This window comes from Streptomyces sp. TRD_SC_5 (assembly GCF_056836825.1).
Map to the genome: position 1 here is coordinate 3,362,077 of NZ_JBWZZS010000001.1, position 18,009 is coordinate 3,380,085.

At 70.8% G+C, this 18,009-nt stretch carries 15 protein-coding genes; 8 read left to right on the top strand and 7 right to left on the bottom strand.

Annotation, left to right across the window (positions count from 1 at the left end):
• Positions 1–75 precede the first annotated feature (75 nt).
• On the bottom strand, positions 76–297 hold the full coding sequence (locus AC1P0E_RS15565) for a hypothetical protein (RefSeq protein ID WP_482742756.1): 222 nt from the start codon (positions 295–297) through the stop codon (positions 76–78).
• Between the two features lie 128 nt (positions 298–425).
• Between AC1P0E_RS15565 and AC1P0E_RS15570 the strand changes: the two genes are divergently transcribed.
• The 4 genes from AC1P0E_RS15570 (at position 426) to AC1P0E_RS15585 (ending at position 5,431) form a co-directional block, all read left to right on the top strand.
• Positions 426–1,670: a pyridoxal phosphate-dependent aminotransferase gene (locus AC1P0E_RS15570; RefSeq protein WP_482742757.1), complete on the top strand. Its 1,245-nt coding sequence runs from the start codon at positions 426–428 to the stop codon at positions 1,668–1,670.
• A gap of 172 nt (positions 1,671–1,842) precedes the next feature.
• Positions 1,843–3,033 (top strand): FUSC family protein, encoded by a 1,191-nt coding sequence (locus tag AC1P0E_RS15575; protein ID WP_482742758.1) that lies wholly within the window; start codon positions 1,843–1,845, stop codon positions 3,031–3,033.
• Positions 3,002–4,135: a PP2C family protein-serine/threonine phosphatase gene (locus tag AC1P0E_RS15580; RefSeq protein WP_482742759.1), complete on the top strand. Its 1,134-nt coding sequence runs from the start codon at positions 3,002–3,004 to the stop codon at positions 4,133–4,135. Before AC1P0E_RS15575 ends, AC1P0E_RS15580 begins: the two co-directional genes overlap by 32 nt.
• Positions 4,136–4,246: 111 nt before the next feature.
• A complete protein-coding gene (locus tag AC1P0E_RS15585; protein ID WP_482742760.1) occupies positions 4,247–5,431 on the top strand; it encodes a hypothetical protein in 1,185 nt (394 codons plus the stop codon).
• A gap of 10 nt (positions 5,432–5,441) precedes the next feature.
• Here AC1P0E_RS15585 and AC1P0E_RS15590 read toward each other — a convergent pair whose 3' ends face one another.
• Positions 5,442–5,978, bottom strand: coding sequence for a type III secretion system chaperone family protein (locus AC1P0E_RS15590; RefSeq protein ID WP_482742761.1), 537 nt, complete (start codon positions 5,976–5,978; stop codon positions 5,442–5,444).
• Positions 5,979–6,091: 113 nt separating this feature from the next.
• On the bottom strand, positions 6,092–8,692 hold the full coding sequence (gene clpB, locus AC1P0E_RS15595; protein ID WP_482742762.1) for an ATP-dependent chaperone ClpB: 2,601 nt from the start codon (positions 8,690–8,692) through the stop codon (positions 6,092–6,094).
• A 124-nt stretch (positions 8,693–8,816) separates the two neighbouring features.
• Here clpB and AC1P0E_RS15600 point away from each other — a divergent pair, with 124 nt between their 5' ends.
• Entirely contained in the window at positions 8,817–9,236 is a 420-nt protein-coding gene (locus tag AC1P0E_RS15600; protein ID WP_482742763.1) for a pyridoxamine 5'-phosphate oxidase family protein, read from the top strand.
• Positions 9,237–9,360: 124 nt separating this feature from the next.
• Here the strand turns inward: AC1P0E_RS15600 and AC1P0E_RS15605 are convergent, their stop codons facing one another.
• Entirely contained in the window at positions 9,361–9,681 is a 321-nt protein-coding gene (locus AC1P0E_RS15605) for a Rieske (2Fe-2S) protein (protein WP_214909602.1), read from the bottom strand.
• Position 9,682: 1 nt separating this feature from the next.
• Complete coding sequence (locus tag AC1P0E_RS15610; RefSeq protein ID WP_482742764.1) at positions 9,683–9,856, bottom strand: hypothetical protein; 174 nt, start codon at positions 9,854–9,856, stop codon at positions 9,683–9,685.
• 152 nt (positions 9,857–10,008) lie between these two features.
• Here AC1P0E_RS15610 and AC1P0E_RS15615 point away from each other — a divergent pair, with 152 nt between their 5' ends.
• The 3 genes from AC1P0E_RS15615 to AC1P0E_RS15625 all read left to right on the top strand — a co-directional run bounded on the left by AC1P0E_RS15615 (position 10,009) and on the right by AC1P0E_RS15625 (position 14,259).
• Positions 10,009–10,992 (top strand): helix-turn-helix transcriptional regulator, encoded by a 984-nt coding sequence (locus AC1P0E_RS15615; RefSeq protein ID WP_482742765.1) that lies wholly within the window; start codon positions 10,009–10,011, stop codon positions 10,990–10,992.
• A gap of 158 nt (positions 10,993–11,150) precedes the next feature.
• The gene (locus tag AC1P0E_RS15620; protein WP_482742766.1) at positions 11,151–12,161 is read left to right on the top strand and encodes a helix-turn-helix transcriptional regulator; all 1,011 of its coding nucleotides are present in this window, start codon (positions 11,151–11,153) and stop codon (positions 12,159–12,161) included.
• 82 nt (positions 12,162–12,243) lie between these two features.
• Positions 12,244–14,259, top strand: a complete 2,016-nt coding sequence (locus AC1P0E_RS15625) for a fibronectin type III domain-containing protein (RefSeq protein ID WP_482742767.1) — start codon at positions 12,244–12,246, stop codon at positions 14,257–14,259.
• 2,097 nt (positions 14,260–16,356) lie between these two features.
• Here AC1P0E_RS15625 and AC1P0E_RS15630 read toward each other — a convergent pair.
• Positions 16,357–16,806 carry a heat shock protein transcriptional repressor HspR gene (locus tag AC1P0E_RS15630; RefSeq protein ID WP_482742768.1) on the bottom strand — a complete coding sequence of 150 codons (450 nt, stop codon included), beginning with the start codon at positions 16,804–16,806 and terminating at the stop codon, positions 16,357–16,359.
• Position 16,807: 1 nt separating this feature from the next.
• A complete protein-coding gene (gene dnaJ, locus AC1P0E_RS15635; protein ID WP_482742769.1) occupies positions 16,808–17,998 on the bottom strand; it encodes a molecular chaperone DnaJ in 1,191 nt (396 codons plus the stop codon).
• Positions 17,999–18,009 lie beyond the last annotated feature (11 nt).

An 18,009-nucleotide genomic window follows, 5' to 3' on the forward strand; every position in this document is an offset into this window, starting at 1 on the left:
ACGCGGACCACGGCGGCGGCACGCCGTCGGACCGACTGCCCCGTGTCAGTCGGTCCGACGGAGCGACCGTCGGTGTCAGTTGCCTCCGCCACCGCCGCAGCCGCCGCCCCCGCCACCGCCACCGCCACCGCAGGAGGAACCGCCACCCCCGGAATCCCCGCTGTGACCGCCGTCCCACCAGCTGGTGCTCCTGCTGCTGCCGCTGTGCGACCGTCCGCTTCCCTTCCCCCGTGACACCGTCAGCCCCACCAACACCAGCGCCACGATCACCAGCAGGCCGAATCCCATGATTCCCACGGCCCTCACCGTCCTTCCGGTCCCCCGAAGCGAGGTGCTCGCTTCTTATGTGACTGGGGGATGCCCGTCGTCCCCGGAAGCCAAAGCAGACTTGAGCAACTCCAGAGGTTCGGCCCAGGATGGCCGCCATGACGACGCCGACAGACCACGACGCACCCGGCCAGGACGCACCCGGCGAGGACGACGGCCCGCGCCCCCACTCCACCCCCCGCCCCCTCCTCAACCGCAGGCTGGCGGAGTTCGGGACGACGATCTTCGCGGAGATGTCGGCGCTGGCCCTGAGGACCGGCGCGATCAACCTCGGCCAGGGCTTCCCCGACACCGACGGCCCCGAGGAGGTCAGGGAGGCGGCGGTCCGCGCCCTGCGGGACGGCCGCGGCAACCAGTACCCGCCCGGCCCCGGCGTCCCCGAACTGCGCATCGCAGTCGCCGGCCACCAGCAGGACCGCTACTCCCTGACCTACGACCCCGAAACCGAGGTCCTCGTCACCGCCGGCGCCACCGAGGCGATCGCGGCGTCCCTCCTGGCCCTGCTGGAGCCGGGTGACGAGGTCATCGCGCTGGAGCCGTACTACGACTCGTACGCCGCGTGCATCGCGCTGGCGGGTGCCGCGCGGGTTCCGGTGACCCTGCGCCCGCACGAGGGCCGGTACGTACTGGACCTCGACGAACTCCGCGCCGCCGTCACCCCGCGCACCCGCCTCATCCTCCTCAACACCCCGCACAACCCCACGGGCACCGTCCTGACCCGCGAGGAGCTGACGGCGATCGCGGCGCTGGCGGTCGAGCGCGACCTGCTCGTCGTCACCGACGAGGTGTACGAGCACCTGGTCTTCGACGGCGAGCACATCCCGCTCGCGGCCTTCCCCGGGATGCGGGAGCGCACGGTCACGATCTCCTCGGCGGGCAAGACGTTCTCGTTCACCGGCTGGAAGGTCGGCTGGATCACGGCGTCCCCCGCCCTGGTGACGGCCGTGCGCAGTGCGAAGCAGTTCCTGACGTACGTGTCGGCCGGGCCCTTCCAGTACGCCGTCGCCGAGGCGCTGCGCCTGCCGGACGCGTACTTCACCGACCTGCGCGACGATCTGCGTACCAAGCGCGACCTGCTGTCGGCGGGGCTCGCCGACGCTGGCTTCGAGGTCTACCGGCCGGCCGGCACGTACTTCGTCACCACCGACATCCGTCCCCTCGGCGAGACCGACGGCTTCGCCTTCTGCCGCGCGCTGCCGGAACGGTGCGGGGTGGTCGCCGTCCCGAACGCGGTCTTCTACGACCACCGGGAAGAAGGCGCCCCCTTCGTCCGCTTCGCCTTCTGCAAGCGGACGAGCGTTCTGGAAGAGGCGGTGGCCCGCCTCAAGCAGCTCGCGTCCTGACGGACGGACCGCGGCAGGGACTTACGTCCCGCGCGGGGGGGCCGGAAGTCCCCTCTTTCGCACATCGGGTTTTTCATCCCATTGACGGGAAAGCACACCGATTGTCCCTGTCGCCAGGCCGCCGACGGTCTGGCGCTCCGACAGCGGAGAAAGCGAGGTACCGGACGCGAACATGACCTTGACCAAGCGTCATACGGCGAACCTGCGCCGGCCGACGCGCGTACTCCCGCTCGCCCGGCTCGACGCGCCGACGGCCGGACGGGCGGTTCGTGCCACCGGGGCCGCCGGGCTGGCCTGGGGCGTGTGCGGCGGGGTGCTGGGCGAGCAGCGCCCCTACCCGGCCGCCCTGGCCGCGGTGCTGATCGCCGAGACCACGGTGTTCCGCTCCTTCCTGGCGGGCGCCCAGTACACGGCCGGCTGCGTGGTGGGTGTGCTGATCGGACTGCCCGCCACCGTCCTCCCCGGCCCCGCGTGGCTGGGCCTGTGCGTGGTGGTGTTCCTGTCCGTGGTGGCAGCGGGCGACGACCGGCTCGGCCACCACGGCGTCCACGTCCCGATCACCGCCCTCTTCACCTACGTGCTCGGGCGCGACCACCTGGGCGACGAGGTCGTACCCCATGTCCTCGACATGGGCGTCGGTGTCGCCGTCGCCGTCGCCTTCAACGCGCTGCTCCTGCCGCCGCTTCGGCTGCGCCCCGCCGAACGGGCACTGGACGCCCTGCGCACGCGGCTGGCAGGCACGCTGGAAGGTCTGGCGACCGCCGTACAGGAAGGGCGGCGCCCCGCAGCCGTGCTCGGGCCGGACTGGGGCACCGCGCTGGACGACGCTGTCGCTCGGGCGTACGCCGCCCTCGCGGCAGCACACGAGAGCAAGCGGTGGAACGTGCGCCCGGCCGCCCGCCGGACGCTGTGGCACCTGGACCACACGGTCCTCGCCGTCCTCGACCGCGTGGCGCGGCGGACCCGGGCCGTCGGGCGGCTGCTGGACGAAGCGGCCGCCCCGCCGACGGACGGCAGCGGCGAGCCGGGCGGCGTGACGTCGGCCCCGGCCGGCGTCCACTGTGCGCGGCTGCTGCGGAGCACGGCGCTCGGCGTGTACGGCTGCCGCGGCGGACGCCCGCATCCAGTCCTGCCGGCGGCGCGGCGGGACTGCCTGCGCCTGGAGGAGCTCGTCACCGCCGGAACGAGCGGACTGGGCGGAACGGGTGGACCGGACGGACAGGCCGGTCTCGACCGCCGTGTCGTGGAGTCCCTGAAGGAGGCACTGGCCTGCCTGAGCGGCGTACCGGACAGCGGGGGCGACCCCCTCGCGAACCCATGGGAGAACGATCATGCACGAACCGGCACGCACCGGCGCCCCTAGCGCTCCCTCCGACCGGGCGCGGGCGGCGCCGCCGCTGGTCCTGCTCGTCGCCGTCGCGGTGGCCGACGTGGTCACGCCGGACTGGCTGCACGTACTGCCGGTGATGGCGGCCGTGCCCGTCCTGGCCGCCGCCACCAACGGGGTGTGGGTCACCGCGGCCCTCGCCGGCGCGGCCCTCGGCACCACCGTGCTCCTGGAGATCCAGCAGGATCTGTGGGAGCGGCCCGACTCCGACGTGAGCATCCTGACGCTGGTCGTCGTCTCGCTGGCGAGCCTCCTGGCCTGCTCCGTACGCCGACGACGCGAGCGTGAGCTGAGGCAGGTGCGCTCGGTGGCGGAGGCCGCGCAGCGCGCCCTGCTGCGGCCCCTGCCCCACCGGATCCACCCCCTGAGGCTCAGCGGCACCTACCTGGCGGCCGAGTCGGAGGCCAGGATCGGCGGCGACTTCTACGAGGCGCTGCACACCCCGTGGGGGACGCGGCTGCTCATCGGGGACGTACGGGGCAAAGGGCTGCCCGCCGTGGGGGCGACCGCCGCCCTGCTCGGTACCTTCCGTGAGGCCGCCTACCAGGAGGACTCGCTGGCCGGCGTCGCCCGAAGGCTGGAGGAGAGCGCGGGCCGGCAGATCGAAGCGGTGGACGGGGAGCTGTTCACCGAGCGGTTCGCCACTGCCCTGCTCGTGGAGGTCCCGGCGGCCGAGCCCGTGGCGCGTCTGGTCCACTGCGGCCACCCCGAGCCACTGATGATCCGCGCCGGCCGGGTCGAGCCCCACGTCCCCGAGCCCCCGGGAGCGCCCATCGGACTGGCCGACCTGGTGGGCGCCGACTTCGTCACCCAGTGCGTCCCCTTCGCCCAGGGCGACCGGATGCTGCTCTGCACGGACGGGTTCATCGAGACCCGCGACCGGGCCGGGCGCTTCTACGACCTGGCCGACCGGGCCCGCGCCCGCGGCGCGCAACCCCTCGACGACCTGGTGGCCGGGCTGAGGACCGATCTGCTGCGCCATGCCTCGGGGGACCTGGAAGACGATGCGGCGCTGCTCGCGATCGAACGGACCGCACCGTGCCCGGCGCCCGCCGGGCGGCACCCGGCTCCCCGGTGAACGGCGTCGGTGGTCCCGGCCGCGTAGCCCGCTCGGCCGACCTGCGGTAGCGAGGGCACGCCGCGCCGCCCATGGTCGGGGTGACCGACTCGCGCCCGGAGGTGCTCCCCCGTGTCCGTCGACGCCGCAGAACGGGCAGCCGCCCGGCCCGCCCGCGCGCCCGTACCCGCAGCGGTGCGCGCACTGCGCCGGGCGGCGCCCGCACTCGGGCTGTTCGCCGCCGCCCGCCTGACCTGCGTACTCGCGGTCGCCCTCTGCTCCTGGTACGTCGGCAAGAACCCGCTCGCCCGCCTGGGCGACACCTGGGACTCCCGGTGGTACACGTCCATAGCCGCCCACGGCTACGGACACCGCACCCTCGCCTTCCCCGACGGCACCGTCCAGAGCGACCTGGCGTTCTTCCCGCTCTACCCGGCCCTCATCAAGGCGGTCACCACCGTCGTCCCCCTCTCCGGCGGAGCAGCCGGCCTCCTCGTGTCCTGGACCGCCGCCGCGGCCGCCGCCTGTGGCATCCACCAGATCGCCGACCGGCTGTACGGCCGCCGCACCGCCACCGCCCTCGTCGTGCTGTGGGGCCTGCTGCCGCACTCCGTGGTCCTGACGATGGCGTACACCGAGCCGGTGCTCACCGCCTTCGCCGCCTGGTCGCTGTACGCCGTCCTCAGCGGCCGGTGGCTCTGGGCCGGCGCCCTGGCCGCCCTCGCCGGACTGGCCAGGCCCAACGGGATCGCGGTCGCCGCAGCCGTGGGCGCGGCAGCGGCGTACGAGCTGTGGAAGCACCGCGGCCGCGTGCCCTGGCGGATCTGGGCGGGGGCGGCCCTCGCCCCGCTCGGCTGGGCCGGCTTCGTGCTGTGGGTGGGGGCCGGGAAGGGCGATCCGCTGGGCGGATACTTCGCCGTACAGGACGGCTGGGGCTCGCGCTTCGACTTCGGCGCCGGGGCCCTGCGCTTCACGCAGCACCTGCTCCTCGAAGCCGAGGCCCTGCCGTTCTCGACGGTGCTGGTGATCGTCACAGCCGCGCTGGTGCTCTTCGCCCTGCTGCTCCTGGACCCGGACCGCCCGCCGCTGCCCCTGCTCGTCTACACGGGCGTACTCCTGCTCATAACGGTCGGCGGCTCCGGCTTCTTCGCGTCCAAGGCCCGTTTCCTCCTGCCCGCCTTCCCCCTCCTCCTCCCCCTCGCGCACGCCATGACGAAAGCCCGGCCCAGGGCCGCGATCGTGGTGACCGCCGCCCTGGCCGGGCTCTCGCTGAGCTACGGGACGTATCTGGTGACGCTCGCCCCGGTGCCGCTGTGAAGCGCGGGGCTCAGGCCTTGTCGTCGCCGTCGCTGTCGCCCTCGGCGGAGTCGATGTCCTTCTCCAGGCCGAGCTGCTCGACGAGCCACTTGTCGAACTCGATCGAGGCGCGCACCCAGCCGACCGTCGACGACACGAAGTGCTCGAGGCTGACGCCGGTGCCGATCAGCATCTGCGCCTCACCGATGAGGCGGACGGTGCCGTCGTCGTGGGTGTGGCTGTAGACCTTGGGCCACAGCGTGCGGCGGTTCCAGTCGTCGATCAGCTCGAGGAGCTGGACCTTCTCCTCGATCTGGTGCGGCCGGTCGTAGAAGGTCCGTACCGAGAAGACCTGCTGGTCGTCCTCGCCACGGAACATGAAGTACGTGCGGAATTCCTCCCACGGCGCGGCGAGGTCGCCCTCGTCGTCGACGACGTACTTCAGCTCCATCTGCTCCAGCAGCTGCTTGACGAGGTCCTGGTCCGGAACGACGGGGCCGGCGGGGCCTTCGGGCTGCGGTTCGGGCTGGCCCCCGAAGTTCGGGATCGAGGACGGGTCGATAGACATTTTCAATACTCCTGGGGTCTCGCGTGTGCGGTCTTCGCGTGGCTGCCTGACATCGACCCTAGTCGCGAAAGGGGGCGGCGGTCCTTCGCCCTGCGCTGAAACCGCCGCCGCGCCTACTGCCGGCTCGTGCCCTGCGCCGCGCCCACGATCAGCCCGTCCTCGAACCGGTCCACCCGTACCGTGTCGCCGTCGGTGATCTCGCCCGCGAGGATCTCCTTCGCCAGCCGGTCGCCGATCGCGGTCTGGATGAGGCGGCGCAGCGGCCGGGCCCCGTAGGCCGGGTCGTTGCCCTCGTCCGCCAGCCAGGCCAGGGCTGCCGGGGTGACTTCGAGGGTGAGGCGGCGGTCGGCGAGGCGCTTGGCGAGGCGGCCGACCTGGAGCTCGGCGATGTGCGCCAGCTCGTCCCTGGACAGGGCGGAGAAGACCACCAGGTCGTCGAGCCGGTTGAGGAACTCCGGCTTGAAGGTGGCCCGTACGACCTCCAGGACCTGCTGCTTCTTCTCTTCGTCGCTGGTCAGCGGCTCGACGAGGTACTGGCTTCCGAGGTTCGACGTCAGCACGAGGATGGTGTTGCGGAAGTCGACCGTCCGCCCCTGCCCGTCCGTCAGCCGCCCGTCGTCGAGGACCTGCAACAGGATGTCGAAGACCTCGGGGTGCGCCTTCTCGACCTCGTCGAGGAGTACGACGCTGTACGGCCGGCGGCGCACCGCCTCCGTCAGCTGGCCGCCCTCCTCGTAGCCGACGTAACCGGGAGGCGCGCCGACCAGCCGCGCGACGCTGTGCTTCTCGCCGTACTCGCTCATGTCGATGCGGACCATGGCCCGTTCGTCGTCGAAGAGGAAGTCCGCGAGCGCCTTGGCCAGCTCGGTCTTGCCGACACCGGTCGGGCCGAGGAAGAGGAAGGAGCCGGTCGGGCGGTCGGGGTCGGCGATGCCCGCACGGGTGCGGCGTACCGCGTCCGAGACCGCCCGCACCGCCTCGTGCTGCCCGATCAGCCGCTTGCCGAGCTCGTCCTCCATGCGCAGCAGCTTCTGCGTCTCGCCTTCGAGCAGGCGCCCGGCGGGGATGCCGGTCCAGGAACCCACCACATCGGCGATGTCGTCGGGCCCGACCTCTTCCTTGACCATGGTGTCGGTACGGACCTCCGCCTCGGCCTCGGCGGCCTCCTCCAGCTCGCGCTCCAGGCCGGGGATCTCGCCGTACAGCAGCTTGGAGGCGGTGTCGAAATCGCCGTCGCGCTGGGCGCGTTCGGCCTGGCCGCGCAGGTCGTCGAGCTTCTCCTTCAGCTCACCGACGCGGTTGAGGCCCTGCTTCTCCTTCTCCCAGCGGGCGTTGAGGCCGCGCAGCTCCTCCTCCTTGTCGGCGAGGTCGCGGCGGAGCTTCTCCAGCCGCTGCTTGCTGGCCGGGTCGGTCTCGTTCTTGAGCGCGAGCTCCTCCATCTTCAGCCGGTCGACGGAGCGCTGGAGCTCGTCGATCTCGACGGGCGAGGAGTCGATCTCCATACGCAGGCGCGAGGCGGCCTCGTCGACGAGGTCGATGGCCTTGTCGGGGAGGAACCGGGAGGTGATGTAGCGGTCGGACAGGGCCGCGGCCGCCACCAGCGCGGAGTCCGCGATCTGCACCTTGTGGTGGGCCTCGTACCGGCCCTTGAGCCCACGCAGAATGGCGATCGTGTCCTCGACGCTCGGCTCGGCGACCAGCACCTGCTGGAACCGGCGCTCCAGCGCCGGGTCCTTCTCGATCCGCTCGCGGTACTCGTCGAGGGTCGTCGCGCCGACCATGCGCAGCTCGCCGCGGGCCAGCATCGGCTTGAGCATGTTGCCGGCGTCCATGGCGGAGTCGCCGCCGGCGCCGGCCCCCACGACGGTGTGCAGCTCGTCGATGAAGGTGATGATCTGCCCGCCGCTCTCCTTGATCTCGGAGAGGACGGTCTTCAGCCGCTCCTCGAACTCGCCGCGGTACTTGGCCCCGGCGACCATCGCCCCCAGGTCCAGTGCGACCAGCTTCTTGTTCTTGAGCGACTCGGGTACGTCGCCCTTGACGATGCGCTGGGCCAGCCCCTCCACCACAGCGGTCTTTCCGACGCCCGGCTCACCGATCAGCACCGGGTTGTTCTTGGTACGGCGCGACAGCACCTGCACGACGCGCCGGATCTCCTGGTCCCGGCCGATGACCGGGTCGAGCTTGCCTTCGCGCGCGGCTGCCGTGAAGTCGGTGCCGAACTTCTCCAGGGCCTTGTACTGGCCCTCCGGGTCGGCGGTGGTCACCCGGCGCCCTCCCCTGATCTTCTCGAACGTGTCCAGCAGTTTCTTGGCGCTCGCGCCCTCCTGGGACAGTACGTCCCCCGCCTTGCCGCCCTTCGCCGCGATGCCGATGAGCAGGTGCTCGGTGGAGAGGTAATCGTCCCCCAGCTCCTTCGCCCGCTGCGAGGCGTCGGCGATGACGGCGAGCAGCTCGCGGTTGGGCTGGGGCGGGGCGACGGTGGCCCCGGTCACGCTGGGCAGCGTGGCGAGCACGCGCTCGGTTCCGGCGCGTACGGCCGCCTGGTCCGCCTCGACGGCGGCGAGCAGGTCGGTGATGTTGGCGTTGTCCTCGCCCGCGAGCAGGGCCAGCAGCAGGTGCGCGGGTGTGAGGTCCGCGTGTCCGTCCTGTACGGCGCGATTGCTCGCCGCCTGGATCGCGTCCCGGCTCTTGTTGGTCAGCTCTGCGTCCACTGCGCTCTCTCTCCTCCTCGGCGGGCGGGCACTTCCGTCTTCCTCAGCTTTGACTTGTCCAGCATGCGCAAAGTTGAGTCTATTCCACTCAAGGCAAGGAAAGGTAGCCGACTACTCTGGTGACATGCCGAATGAGCTCGACGTACGGAATCCCAGCACGGACTACCTCGCCTTCTGGCGCGAGTACCACCTGTGCACCCTGACAACCCTGCGCCCGAACGGCTCGCCGCACGTCGTGCCCGTGGGCGTGACGTACGACCCGGAGGCGGGGCTCGCCCGGGTCATCACCAACAAGAGCAGCACGAAGGTGGCGAACGTGCTGGCCGCGGGGCCGGCGGGCGCGCGGGTCGCCGTCTGCCAGGTGAAGGGCGGCCACTGGGCGACGCTCGAGGGGCGCGCGGTCGTCCGTACGGAACCGGAGCTGATCGCGGAGGCGGTACGCCGCTACGCCGAGCGGTACGAGCGCACGCCGGCGCCGAACCCGGACCGCGTCCTGATCGAGATCACGCTGGACCGCGCGATGGGGCGCGCCCCGGCGGCCTGATCCGGAAGCGTTTCTGGTTCCGGATCCGGTTCCGGGCAGCACAACGGCGCCATCGCGTTCAGGTCCACGATGGCGCCGCTGTGTGGGGGAGCGCCTGGGCGATTGGAACGACGGGGGAATCGCGTCAGGCGCTGCGGGGGGTGGCGGTGCTGGTTTCTGGTTCGATCAGCTGGTGGTCACGCTGGTCGAGATTGACGAAGACCATGCCGTAACGCACGGCACAGCGAACGGGTTGTGGGGCGCCCCGGGGCTTGCGAAGGCACCGGTAGGCACGGACGTCCTCATCCTCTTCACGCGCGACCAGGATCGGCTCGCCGAACAGGGTGACCATCAGCGAGTCGCCACGGTGGGGAATGGCCGTGACCAGATCGATGAAGTGCCAGCCCGAGCGGTAGGCGGTGGCCATTTCGCGTCTGAAGGTGCGGTCGTCCGGTGGGACAGTCATGTCATACGCCCGCTGCGGTCGGCGCGGTCCCCCAGCTGATCTCGCCGGGTCCCGCGCCGGCCTCGATGTTCCAGCTGATCTCACCGGGCGCGGTCGCCGCCTGGGAACCCCAGCTGATTTCATCACTGCTCAGTACGCCGTAGCTCAAGACCGCGACGAAAGCGGTGGCAAGCACCGAGCGAAGCATTCGCTTATACATAGTCGGCTTCGTCCTCACTTGTGGATTCATCTCCCCCGGCCTTAAGACGATGTCTCACCTGGGCACGCGAACACCACCGGGTCGATGCATCATGTTCCTGCACGTTCAGGAACCTGGGGGGTGGAGATATGACCACAAGCAACACAAAACAGGCACATCCTCATGGGATCACCGAACTATGCGACGCGGGAAGACGCCTTTACGCCAGCGCACTTCGCTCCGGCCGCATAGCGCGGAGCGAAGTAGAGCCGGCTCCCTGCCTTATGGACTTCGCGCTTCTGCACCCCGACCCGGATGACGCCGACTGGCTACGCCCAGTTCCACCGTCCGCCGCACTCGCGCAGCGGCTCCATCCCATAGAGCGCGAGATACAGGAACGCAGGCGGCACTCCGTCGAACTGGCCGACTCTTTCGAGCCGTTCATGGACATCAGCGCCCAGGACCCCCCGACCACACACGCCATCACGGTGTTGGAGGGGATCAACCGGATCAACGCCGCACTCGACCTCGCCACCGCCGAGTGCCGCACCGAAGTCCTCACCGTCCAGCCCGGGGGCGACCGGGGCGAGGACCGTCTGAGCGAAGGCCTGGAACGCGCCCTGTCGGTGGTCGACCGAGGCGTCAGCATGCGCACCCTCTACCAGCACACCGTCAGGCACAGCCAGGGCACGCTCGCCTACGCGGAACGTTTGGCCGCCGACAAGGTGGAGATCCGTACGCTCGAAGAACTCATCGAGCGCCTGATCGTCTTCGATCGGACGGTCGCGTTCATCCCGGCTCGCAACGACAACCAAGTCGCCCTGGAACTCCGCCACCCCGCGCTGATCGACTACCTGGTCAAAGTCTTCGAGCAGCTCTGGAACCGCGCGGCCCCGCTTCTCGAGGAGCTCCACTACGACCCGCCCCCCAAAGGCATCAGCGGCGTTCAGCGCTCCATCGCTCAACTCCTGGTCGAAGGCCATGTCGACGACTCCATCGCCCGCCGCCTCGGCATGAACGTGCGAACCTGCCGCGCGCACATCGCCAAACTGAACGCCACCCTCGGCAGCGGCAGCCGCGCCCAACTCGGCTACCTCATAGCCCAGTCCGGCATTCTGGATCAGGATCGCTGACCACGGTCGGCCTCGGCTACGCAACGGGGGGGAAGCGCGGCCACGACCGGGGCTGCGCCCGGAGAGTTCGTCCGCCCCAGGCCACGACCAACACTCCCTCCCTCACTACGATTTCACCACCGTCATCTTGTTGCACTGCAAAAAAGGGGGGGTCCCAGATGAGCAGAGATGCGGAAAAACCGGCACACCCGCACGGCGACCGGGAACTGTGCGAACCCGCGGTCCGGCTCTACACCGAGGCACTCCGCAAGGGCCGGATCGCACGCGCCGATCTCACACCCGCCCCGTGCCTGATCGACATGGCACTGCTGCGCCCCGATCCCCGAGACGCCGCATGGCTGCACCCGGCGCCGCCGTCAGCCGCGCTGGCGCACCTGCTGCAGCCCATCACGCGGGAAATCCACGAGCGCGTACAGCTCACGACTGCGCTGGCCAACTCCTTGGCACCCCTGACGGCCGTCGCCAGTGAGGACCCCAACCTCGCCATCACCGTGCTCGAAGGAATGCCACTGATCAACTCCGCGCTGGACAACGCCATGAGCGTCGCCGCGGAGGAGATCCTGACGGCACAGCCGGGCAGCACCCGCCCGCCCAAAGCCCTGAAGCAGGGACTGAGGCATGCTCTGCCCGCCATTGAGCGAGGCGCCCGCGTCCGACACATCTACCAGCATTCGGCGCGGTACGGTGCGCACCTCAAGAGCTACCTGAAGCAGATACCTCCCACCCATTTGCAAGTACGCACCCTTGAACAAACGATCGAACGGCTGATCATCATTGATCACGCGGTGGCGTTCCTCCCCGCCACCGCCCAGCGCGACGTAGCCCTCGAGATCCGGCACCCGGCCCTAGTCACCTATCTCGTCCAGGTCTACGAAGTGCTGTGGTCCCAGGCCACGCCCATCGCCGAGCACCTGCCACTCGTATCCCCCGACGCCCCCGTCACCGCCGTACAGCGCAGCATCGCCCGCCTTCTCGTCGAGGGAAACACCGATGAGATGGTGGCCCGCAAGATGGGCATCAGCGTACGAACCTGCCGCGCCCACATCGCCAAGCTCATGCAGGCCCTCAACGCCTCGAGCCGAACCCACCTGGGCGCTCTCCTCGTCCAGTCCGACATCGTCGGAACGACCCACCCCGCACCACCTCAACTCGACTCGCACAACCGGTAGTTCCACACCGTTGCCACCTGTACAGTCACCCTTCCCCCCACGTCTGTGACTCCTCTTCTTCAACAGAAAGAGCTGCCCAGCCGTGCACGTGGACTCCAGAGCCGCCCTCCGCGCCGCCGCCGCGGCCACCGCCCTAGTCATGGCCACCGGGACGGTGTACGCACTCGCCGCCACCCCGGCGTCCGCCGCAGCCGCCGCCTGCGCCTCGCCGCAATGGCAGGCGCAGCTCTTCGCGAACACCACCTTCAGCGGCACACCAGCCGCCACCGCCTGCGACGCCGCCATCGCCGAGAACTACGGCACCGGCGACCCGCCCGGCGCCACCCTCCCCAACGACAACTTCGGCGTCCGCTGGTCCGTGACCCGGGACTTCGGCTCCGGCGGACCCTTCTCGCTCACCGCCGAGGCGCTCGACGGCATCAGGGTGTACGTCGACGGGGTGCGCCAGATCGACCTGTGGCAGGACGTCACCACCCTCCAGAAGAAGACGGTCAACGTCACGATCCCCAAGGGCACCCACACCCTGCGCGTCGACTACGCCGCCTTCACCGGCTCCGCGAGCGTCAACTTCACCTACACACCCCGCACTTCCCCCGACGTGGACACAACCCCTCCCCTCGCCCCCACGGGCGCGAAGACGACGTACGACACGGCCACCCGCAGGGCGACCGTCACGTGGTCCCGGAACGCCGAGATGGACCTGGCCGGATACCGCGTCTTCCGCCGCCTCAAGGGCACCAGTACGTACATCAACGTCACAGGGGCCACCCACCTCACCGGCACCACATACACCGGCGTCCCGCCCGCGACCGGCGAGGTCTGGTACTACGAGGTCCGCGCGGTCGACAAGGCCGGGCGCGAGGGCCCCGGCAGCATCGACATGCCCGTCACCACCGTGGACGCGACACCGCCCGCCGCCCCCACCGGCCTGGCCGGCAAGTCCGAGGGAGCCGACACCAACTCCCTGACCTGGCAGGCGGTCCCGGACGCGGCGAAGTACGAGGTGTACCGCGCGGCCGGGGACTCCCGCGACTACGCGAAGATCGCCACGCTGGAGGCGATGGCGAGCCCGGCGTACGCGGACACAGCCCTCGACCCGGCGGTGACGTCGTACAAGTACACGGTCAAGGCGGTGGACGCGGCCGGGAACGCGTCGCCGTACGCCACCCACGTCGCCGTCGCCGGCCCGGACACCACCCCGCCCCTGCCGCCCACCGCGCCCACCGTCACCGCGGAGGACGACAAAGGCGTCACGCTGGCGTGGCAGAGCGGGGCCGCCGCCGACACCAAGGCGTACAACGTCTACCGCGCGCCGGAGGACCTGGACGTAGAGACAAAGGTCGGCACTACGGCGGAACTCACGCTCCAGGACACCACCGGCCAGGCGGGCCAGCGGTTCCGCTACCGCGTCACGGCCGTCGACGCGGCGGGCAACGAGTCGGCGAAGACGCAGTGGGTGGTCGGCGAGCGGGCGGTCGGCCCGGAGTCCGTACCGACCGCGCCGCAGGAACTGACCGGGACCCTCACCGGTGGCCGGCTGGAGCTGAAGTGGACGGCGGGCCCGTACGTCCCGGTCACCGAATACCGGATCTACAAGAGCGCGACGAGCCCTGTCCCCACCGGCCCCGACGCGGGGCCGTACCGCGTCACGCAGAACCCGGGCCTCGCCGTCGACAACATCCCGGCGGGCGAACGCGACGACTTCTACGCGGTAGTCGCGGTAACCCAGTACGGCGTGGCCTCCCCCGCCTCCGGCTCCTTCAAGCCCGTGTACCAGGCGCATCAGCCGCCCGCCGCGACTCGGATCTACGACATGTCCGGCCACGACGGGATGGTGTGGTTCGTCTGGGACCACGTGGAGGCGGACGAGGGGGCGCCCGCGATCACCGGCTACCGCGTGTACCGCGCGACGGAGCCCGGCGTCACGAAGGAGAACGCGACCGCGCTGCCGGTGACCACGGACAACGAGTTCAGGGATACGGAAGTGACCAACGGGACGACGTACTACTACGCCGTCGCAGCCGTCGACGCAGCGGGCGGCGAGGCACCACTGTCGGCAGAGGCCTCCGCCACCCCGAAGGCCGACACAACGCGGTGACGCGGCGCGGGGGGTGCGGGGTGATGCCGTTACGCGGTGCGGCGCGCGGTGATGCCGCGCGGCGGGTACGCGGTGATGCCGCGCGGCCGTGACTCCGCGAAGCGGGGGTGGGGAGCGGGGGCTTCGGTGGGCCCGTGGCGTTGGTTGCGTCTGGTGTGGGGGCCGCCTTTGGTGAGGGTGGCGTCGGAGGCCCGGCGGTAAAGGGCGCTCCTGCGTCGCGTCGCCTGCGGCGATTGCGCTGCGCTTCACCCTTGACCGCCGAACCTCCGCCGCAATGCTTAAGGGGGGCGGCCCCCGGGGGGAGCCCACGGGGAAACTCCGGCAAGTGGTCACTCACCGCTGCCGGGCGACGGGTGTGTGGGTGGGGCGCACGAGCTCTAGGGGGCGGCTCGGCCCCAGGCTAAGCGGGTGCGGGAACGGCCGCTGGTGCACCGCCCCCAAACTCGACGCACACGCGCACCCACGCCGGTAGGCGGCCGCCCAACCGGATCGACCTGCGGACCGTCCCGTCTGCGGGTGGGGCGCGACAGTTGAATGGGGCGACTCGGGCCGGTCTGGCGTCCACCCCCACCGGTGGTCGGCAGGACTGCAAGCAGGTTGCCGGGCTTGGTGGGTGGAAGGGCACCCAACGGTGTGGTTCTGCCGATGGCTGCGGCGCGTCTGCGACCAGCAGGCCACGCCGTGGCCGGGAACAAAACCCGGCGCGCCTGGGGGCCTTCCGGCCCGCCATCCCACCCACGCCAGCCGCACCATCCGATCGGTTCGCGCGGTTCGTGGGGCCGTTGTGGGTCGAAACGCTCCCATGACAACCGGAAGCGATACGGGTGGGACCGGTGTGATTCGTGAGGCGTCAGGACTCGTCAAGTGTCGAGTTCGTTGCACCCGACTCCCCCAAGGGGGCGGGTGAGGCGACCGGCTCGTGCAGAAAGCGACAGCCGGACCGCTGCCTCGGCCGTGACGGGGGCGGAAAAGCGCCCCGGCCGCACCCAAGCCCGCCAAGCGTCCCCCTGCAAGTCACCGACGGCCGACAAGTCACCACACCAAGCTCACCAGTCACATCCGCCGAGTCGCCCCCCGCAACGGCATCCCTTTTTCGATCCCACCGCGCCTGCGCGTGGGTCGAAACGCTCCCGCGATGACCGAAAGCCCAACGGCTGTGACGAGTGAGGCGCGAGGGGCGCCGAGATTCACCAATTGTCGAGTTCATCGCATCGGGCGACCCATCACAGCGACAACGGACTTCTGTACGTGGCTTGAGTCGACGTTTCCCGGGCGGAGCAAGAACTGGACGACACCATGCCCGACGGTCTCACCGGATGTCGGCTCGGACATACGAACACCCGAGGCACATGCCACGCCGGTGGTGTGGCATCCGGCCCGGGAAGGGCGAGGGTCTCGACCGTCGGCCCTACCGGCCGGGACGTCCGCCCCGGCCTTGATCGTCGACAGGACAACTCGCCCCTGGGTGCCCTTCCACCCACAAAGCCCAGCCCCGTGCTTGTAGCTCGACCGACCACCGGACGGGGTGGACGCCGAACCCGCCCGAGTCACCCCATTCAACTGTCGCGCCCCACCCGAGCAGACATCAGTCCGCAGGTCGACCCGGACGGCCGACCGCCCACCCAACCTGGGTGCGCGTGTGCGTCGGAATGGGGATGGTGAACCAACGACCGTTCCCGCACCCGCTGAGACTGGGGCCGAGCCGCCCCTAGACCGACCGCGCCCCACCCACCAACCCGACAGCCACCAAACCCACCCGCGCCCCTCCCCGGAGCCCCCGTGCAGGGCGTTTTTTCTTGGGCCGTCCCCTATTGAGCGTTAGCGGTGGGACGGGGCGGCGGGTCAAGGGTGGGCCGCAGGCCCATCGCGCAGCGACGCGACCGCAGGGAGCGCCCTTGACGCGCCGCCCCGGCCCACCGACACTCGAGCGCTCAGGACGGCCCGAAACCCCCAGACGCAACCAGTGGTTGTCTTTACCCCCGACCCCCAAACCCCCCAAACCCCCCACCCCCCCCAAGCCCCTCCACCCCGCACAGCGAAAGGCCCGGCACCCCATGACGTGGGGTCCCGGGCCTTCTCATGGCTCGCTCGGCCGGCCTACTCCGGCGTCCTCTTCGGGCGCCAGACCACCAGCGCGCTCGCCTGTTGCACGTCCTCGTACCGGACCAGGTCGCGCCGGTACGACGCGTGCACCTGCGCCTCGCGCTGCTGGAGCGCGGCCGCCGCGCCCTCCACCGCCGCCGAGAGTTCGGCGACGCGCTGCTGGAGCGCGGTCACCTGGTTCTCCAGCTCGATGATGCGCTTGATGCCGGCCAGGTTGATGCCCTCGTCCTGCGACAACTGCTGGACGGTGCGCAGCAGTTCGATGTCGCGGGCCGAATAGCGCCGGCCGCGCCCGGCCGTGCGGTCCGGGGAGACCAGGCCGAGGCGGTCGTACTGCCTCAGGGTCTGCGGGTGCAGACCGGAGAGCTGGGCCGCGACGGAGATGACGTACACCGGTGACTCGTCGGTGAGCTGGTACGGGTTACGACGCATGCGCGGGTCCATCTCATGCTCCCTTCGCGGCCTGGAACAGCTCCGCCCGCGGGTCCTCCCCGGCGGTCGCCTCACGGTAGGACTCCAGCGCCTCGCGGGCCTTGTCGTCAAGGTCCTTGGGCACCTCGACCTCCACGGTGACCAGCAGGTCGCCTCGGGTGCCGTCCTTGCGGACCGCGCCCTTGCCCCGCGCTCGCATCGTGCGGCCGCCCGGCGTGCCGGCCGGCAGCTTGAGGGTGACCGGCGGGCCGCCCAGCGTCGGGACCTTCACCTCGCCGCCGAGCGCCGCCTCCACGAAGGTGACGGGCACGGTGACGGTGAGGTTGTCGCCCTTGCGGCCGAAGACCGGGTGGGCGTCCACGTGGACCACGACGTACAAGTCGCCCGCCGGGCCGCCCCGTTCGCCCGGGCTGCCCTTGCCGCGCAGCCGGATCCGCTGGCCGTCGGAAACGCCCGCCGGGATCCGGACCTGCATGGTGCGCGACGACTTGGCGCGGCCGCTGCCCTTGCAGACCTCGCAGGGGTCCTGGGCGATGAGCCCACGGCCCCGGCAGTCGACGCACGGGTCGGTGAGCGAGAAGCCGCCACCGCCGCCGCGCGAGATCTGTCCCGTACCGACGCAGGTCGGGCACACACGCGGCGTGCCGTTCTTGTCGCCGGTGCCGGAGCATGCCTTGCACGGGGCCTGGCTGGACATCCGCAGCGGGACCGTGGCCCCGTCGACCGCCTCGGTGAAGCTGAGCGTCACCTCGGACTCGATGTCATGGCCGCGCCTCGGCTGCGTACCGGTACGGGCACCCGGGCCGGCGCCCCGGTTGAACAGGCCCCCGAACACGTCCCCGAGGCCGCCGCCGAACCCGCCGGCACCGCCGGTCTGGGCCCCGCCCTGGGCGCCTCCGAAGAGGTCGCCCAGGTCGAAGTTGAAGGAGCCGCCGCCGGCGCCCGGGCCCGGGCGGAAGCCGCCGTTCCCGAACAGAGCACGAGCTTCGTCGTACTCCTTGCGCCGCTTCGGGTCACCGAGGACATCGTTCGCCTCGGAGACCTCCTTGAAGCGGTCCTCCGCCTTGGCGTCGCCCTTGTTGGCGTCCGGGTGGAACTCGCGGGCGAGCTTCCGGTACGCCTTCTTGATCTCGGCCTCGGTGGCGTCCTTCGGGACGCCGAGAACCTTGTAGTAGTCCTTCTCGACGAAGTCCTTCGTGCTCATCCCCGACGTCC

What these genes read in the sequence shown, in the direction of transcription:
- AC1P0E_RS15570 (WP_482742757.1), top strand. Translation starts at nt 426, where the DNA reads ATGACGACGCCGACAGACCACGACGCACCCGGCCAGGACGCACCCGGC.
- AC1P0E_RS15575 (WP_482742758.1), top strand. Translation starts at nt 1,843, where the DNA reads ATGACCTTGACCAAGCGTCATACGGCGAACCTGCGCCGGCCGACGCGC.
- AC1P0E_RS15580 (WP_482742759.1), top strand. Translation starts at nt 3,002, where the DNA reads ATGCACGAACCGGCACGCACCGGCGCCCCTAGCGCTCCCTCCGACCGG.
- AC1P0E_RS15590 (WP_482742761.1), bottom strand. Translation starts at nt 5,978, where the DNA reads ATGTCTATCGACCCGTCCTCGATCCCGAACTTCGGGGGCCAGCCCGAA.
- AC1P0E_RS15600 (WP_482742763.1), top strand. Translation starts at nt 8,817, where the DNA reads ATGCCGAATGAGCTCGACGTACGGAATCCCAGCACGGACTACCTCGCC.
- AC1P0E_RS15605 (WP_214909602.1), bottom strand. Translation starts at nt 9,681, where the DNA reads ATGACTGTCCCACCGGACGACCGCACCTTCAGACGCGAAATGGCCACC.
- AC1P0E_RS15615 (WP_482742765.1), top strand. Translation starts at nt 10,009, where the DNA reads ATGACCACAAGCAACACAAAACAGGCACATCCTCATGGGATCACCGAA.
- AC1P0E_RS15620 (WP_482742766.1), top strand. Translation starts at nt 11,151, where the DNA reads ATGAGCAGAGATGCGGAAAAACCGGCACACCCGCACGGCGACCGGGAA.
- AC1P0E_RS15630 (WP_482742768.1), bottom strand. Translation starts at nt 16,806, where the DNA reads ATGGACCCGCGCATGCGTCGTAACCCGTACCAGCTCACCGACGAGTCA.
- dnaJ (WP_482742769.1), bottom strand. Translation starts at nt 17,998, where the DNA reads ATGAGCACGAAGGACTTCGTCGAGAAGGACTACTACAAGGTTCTCGGC.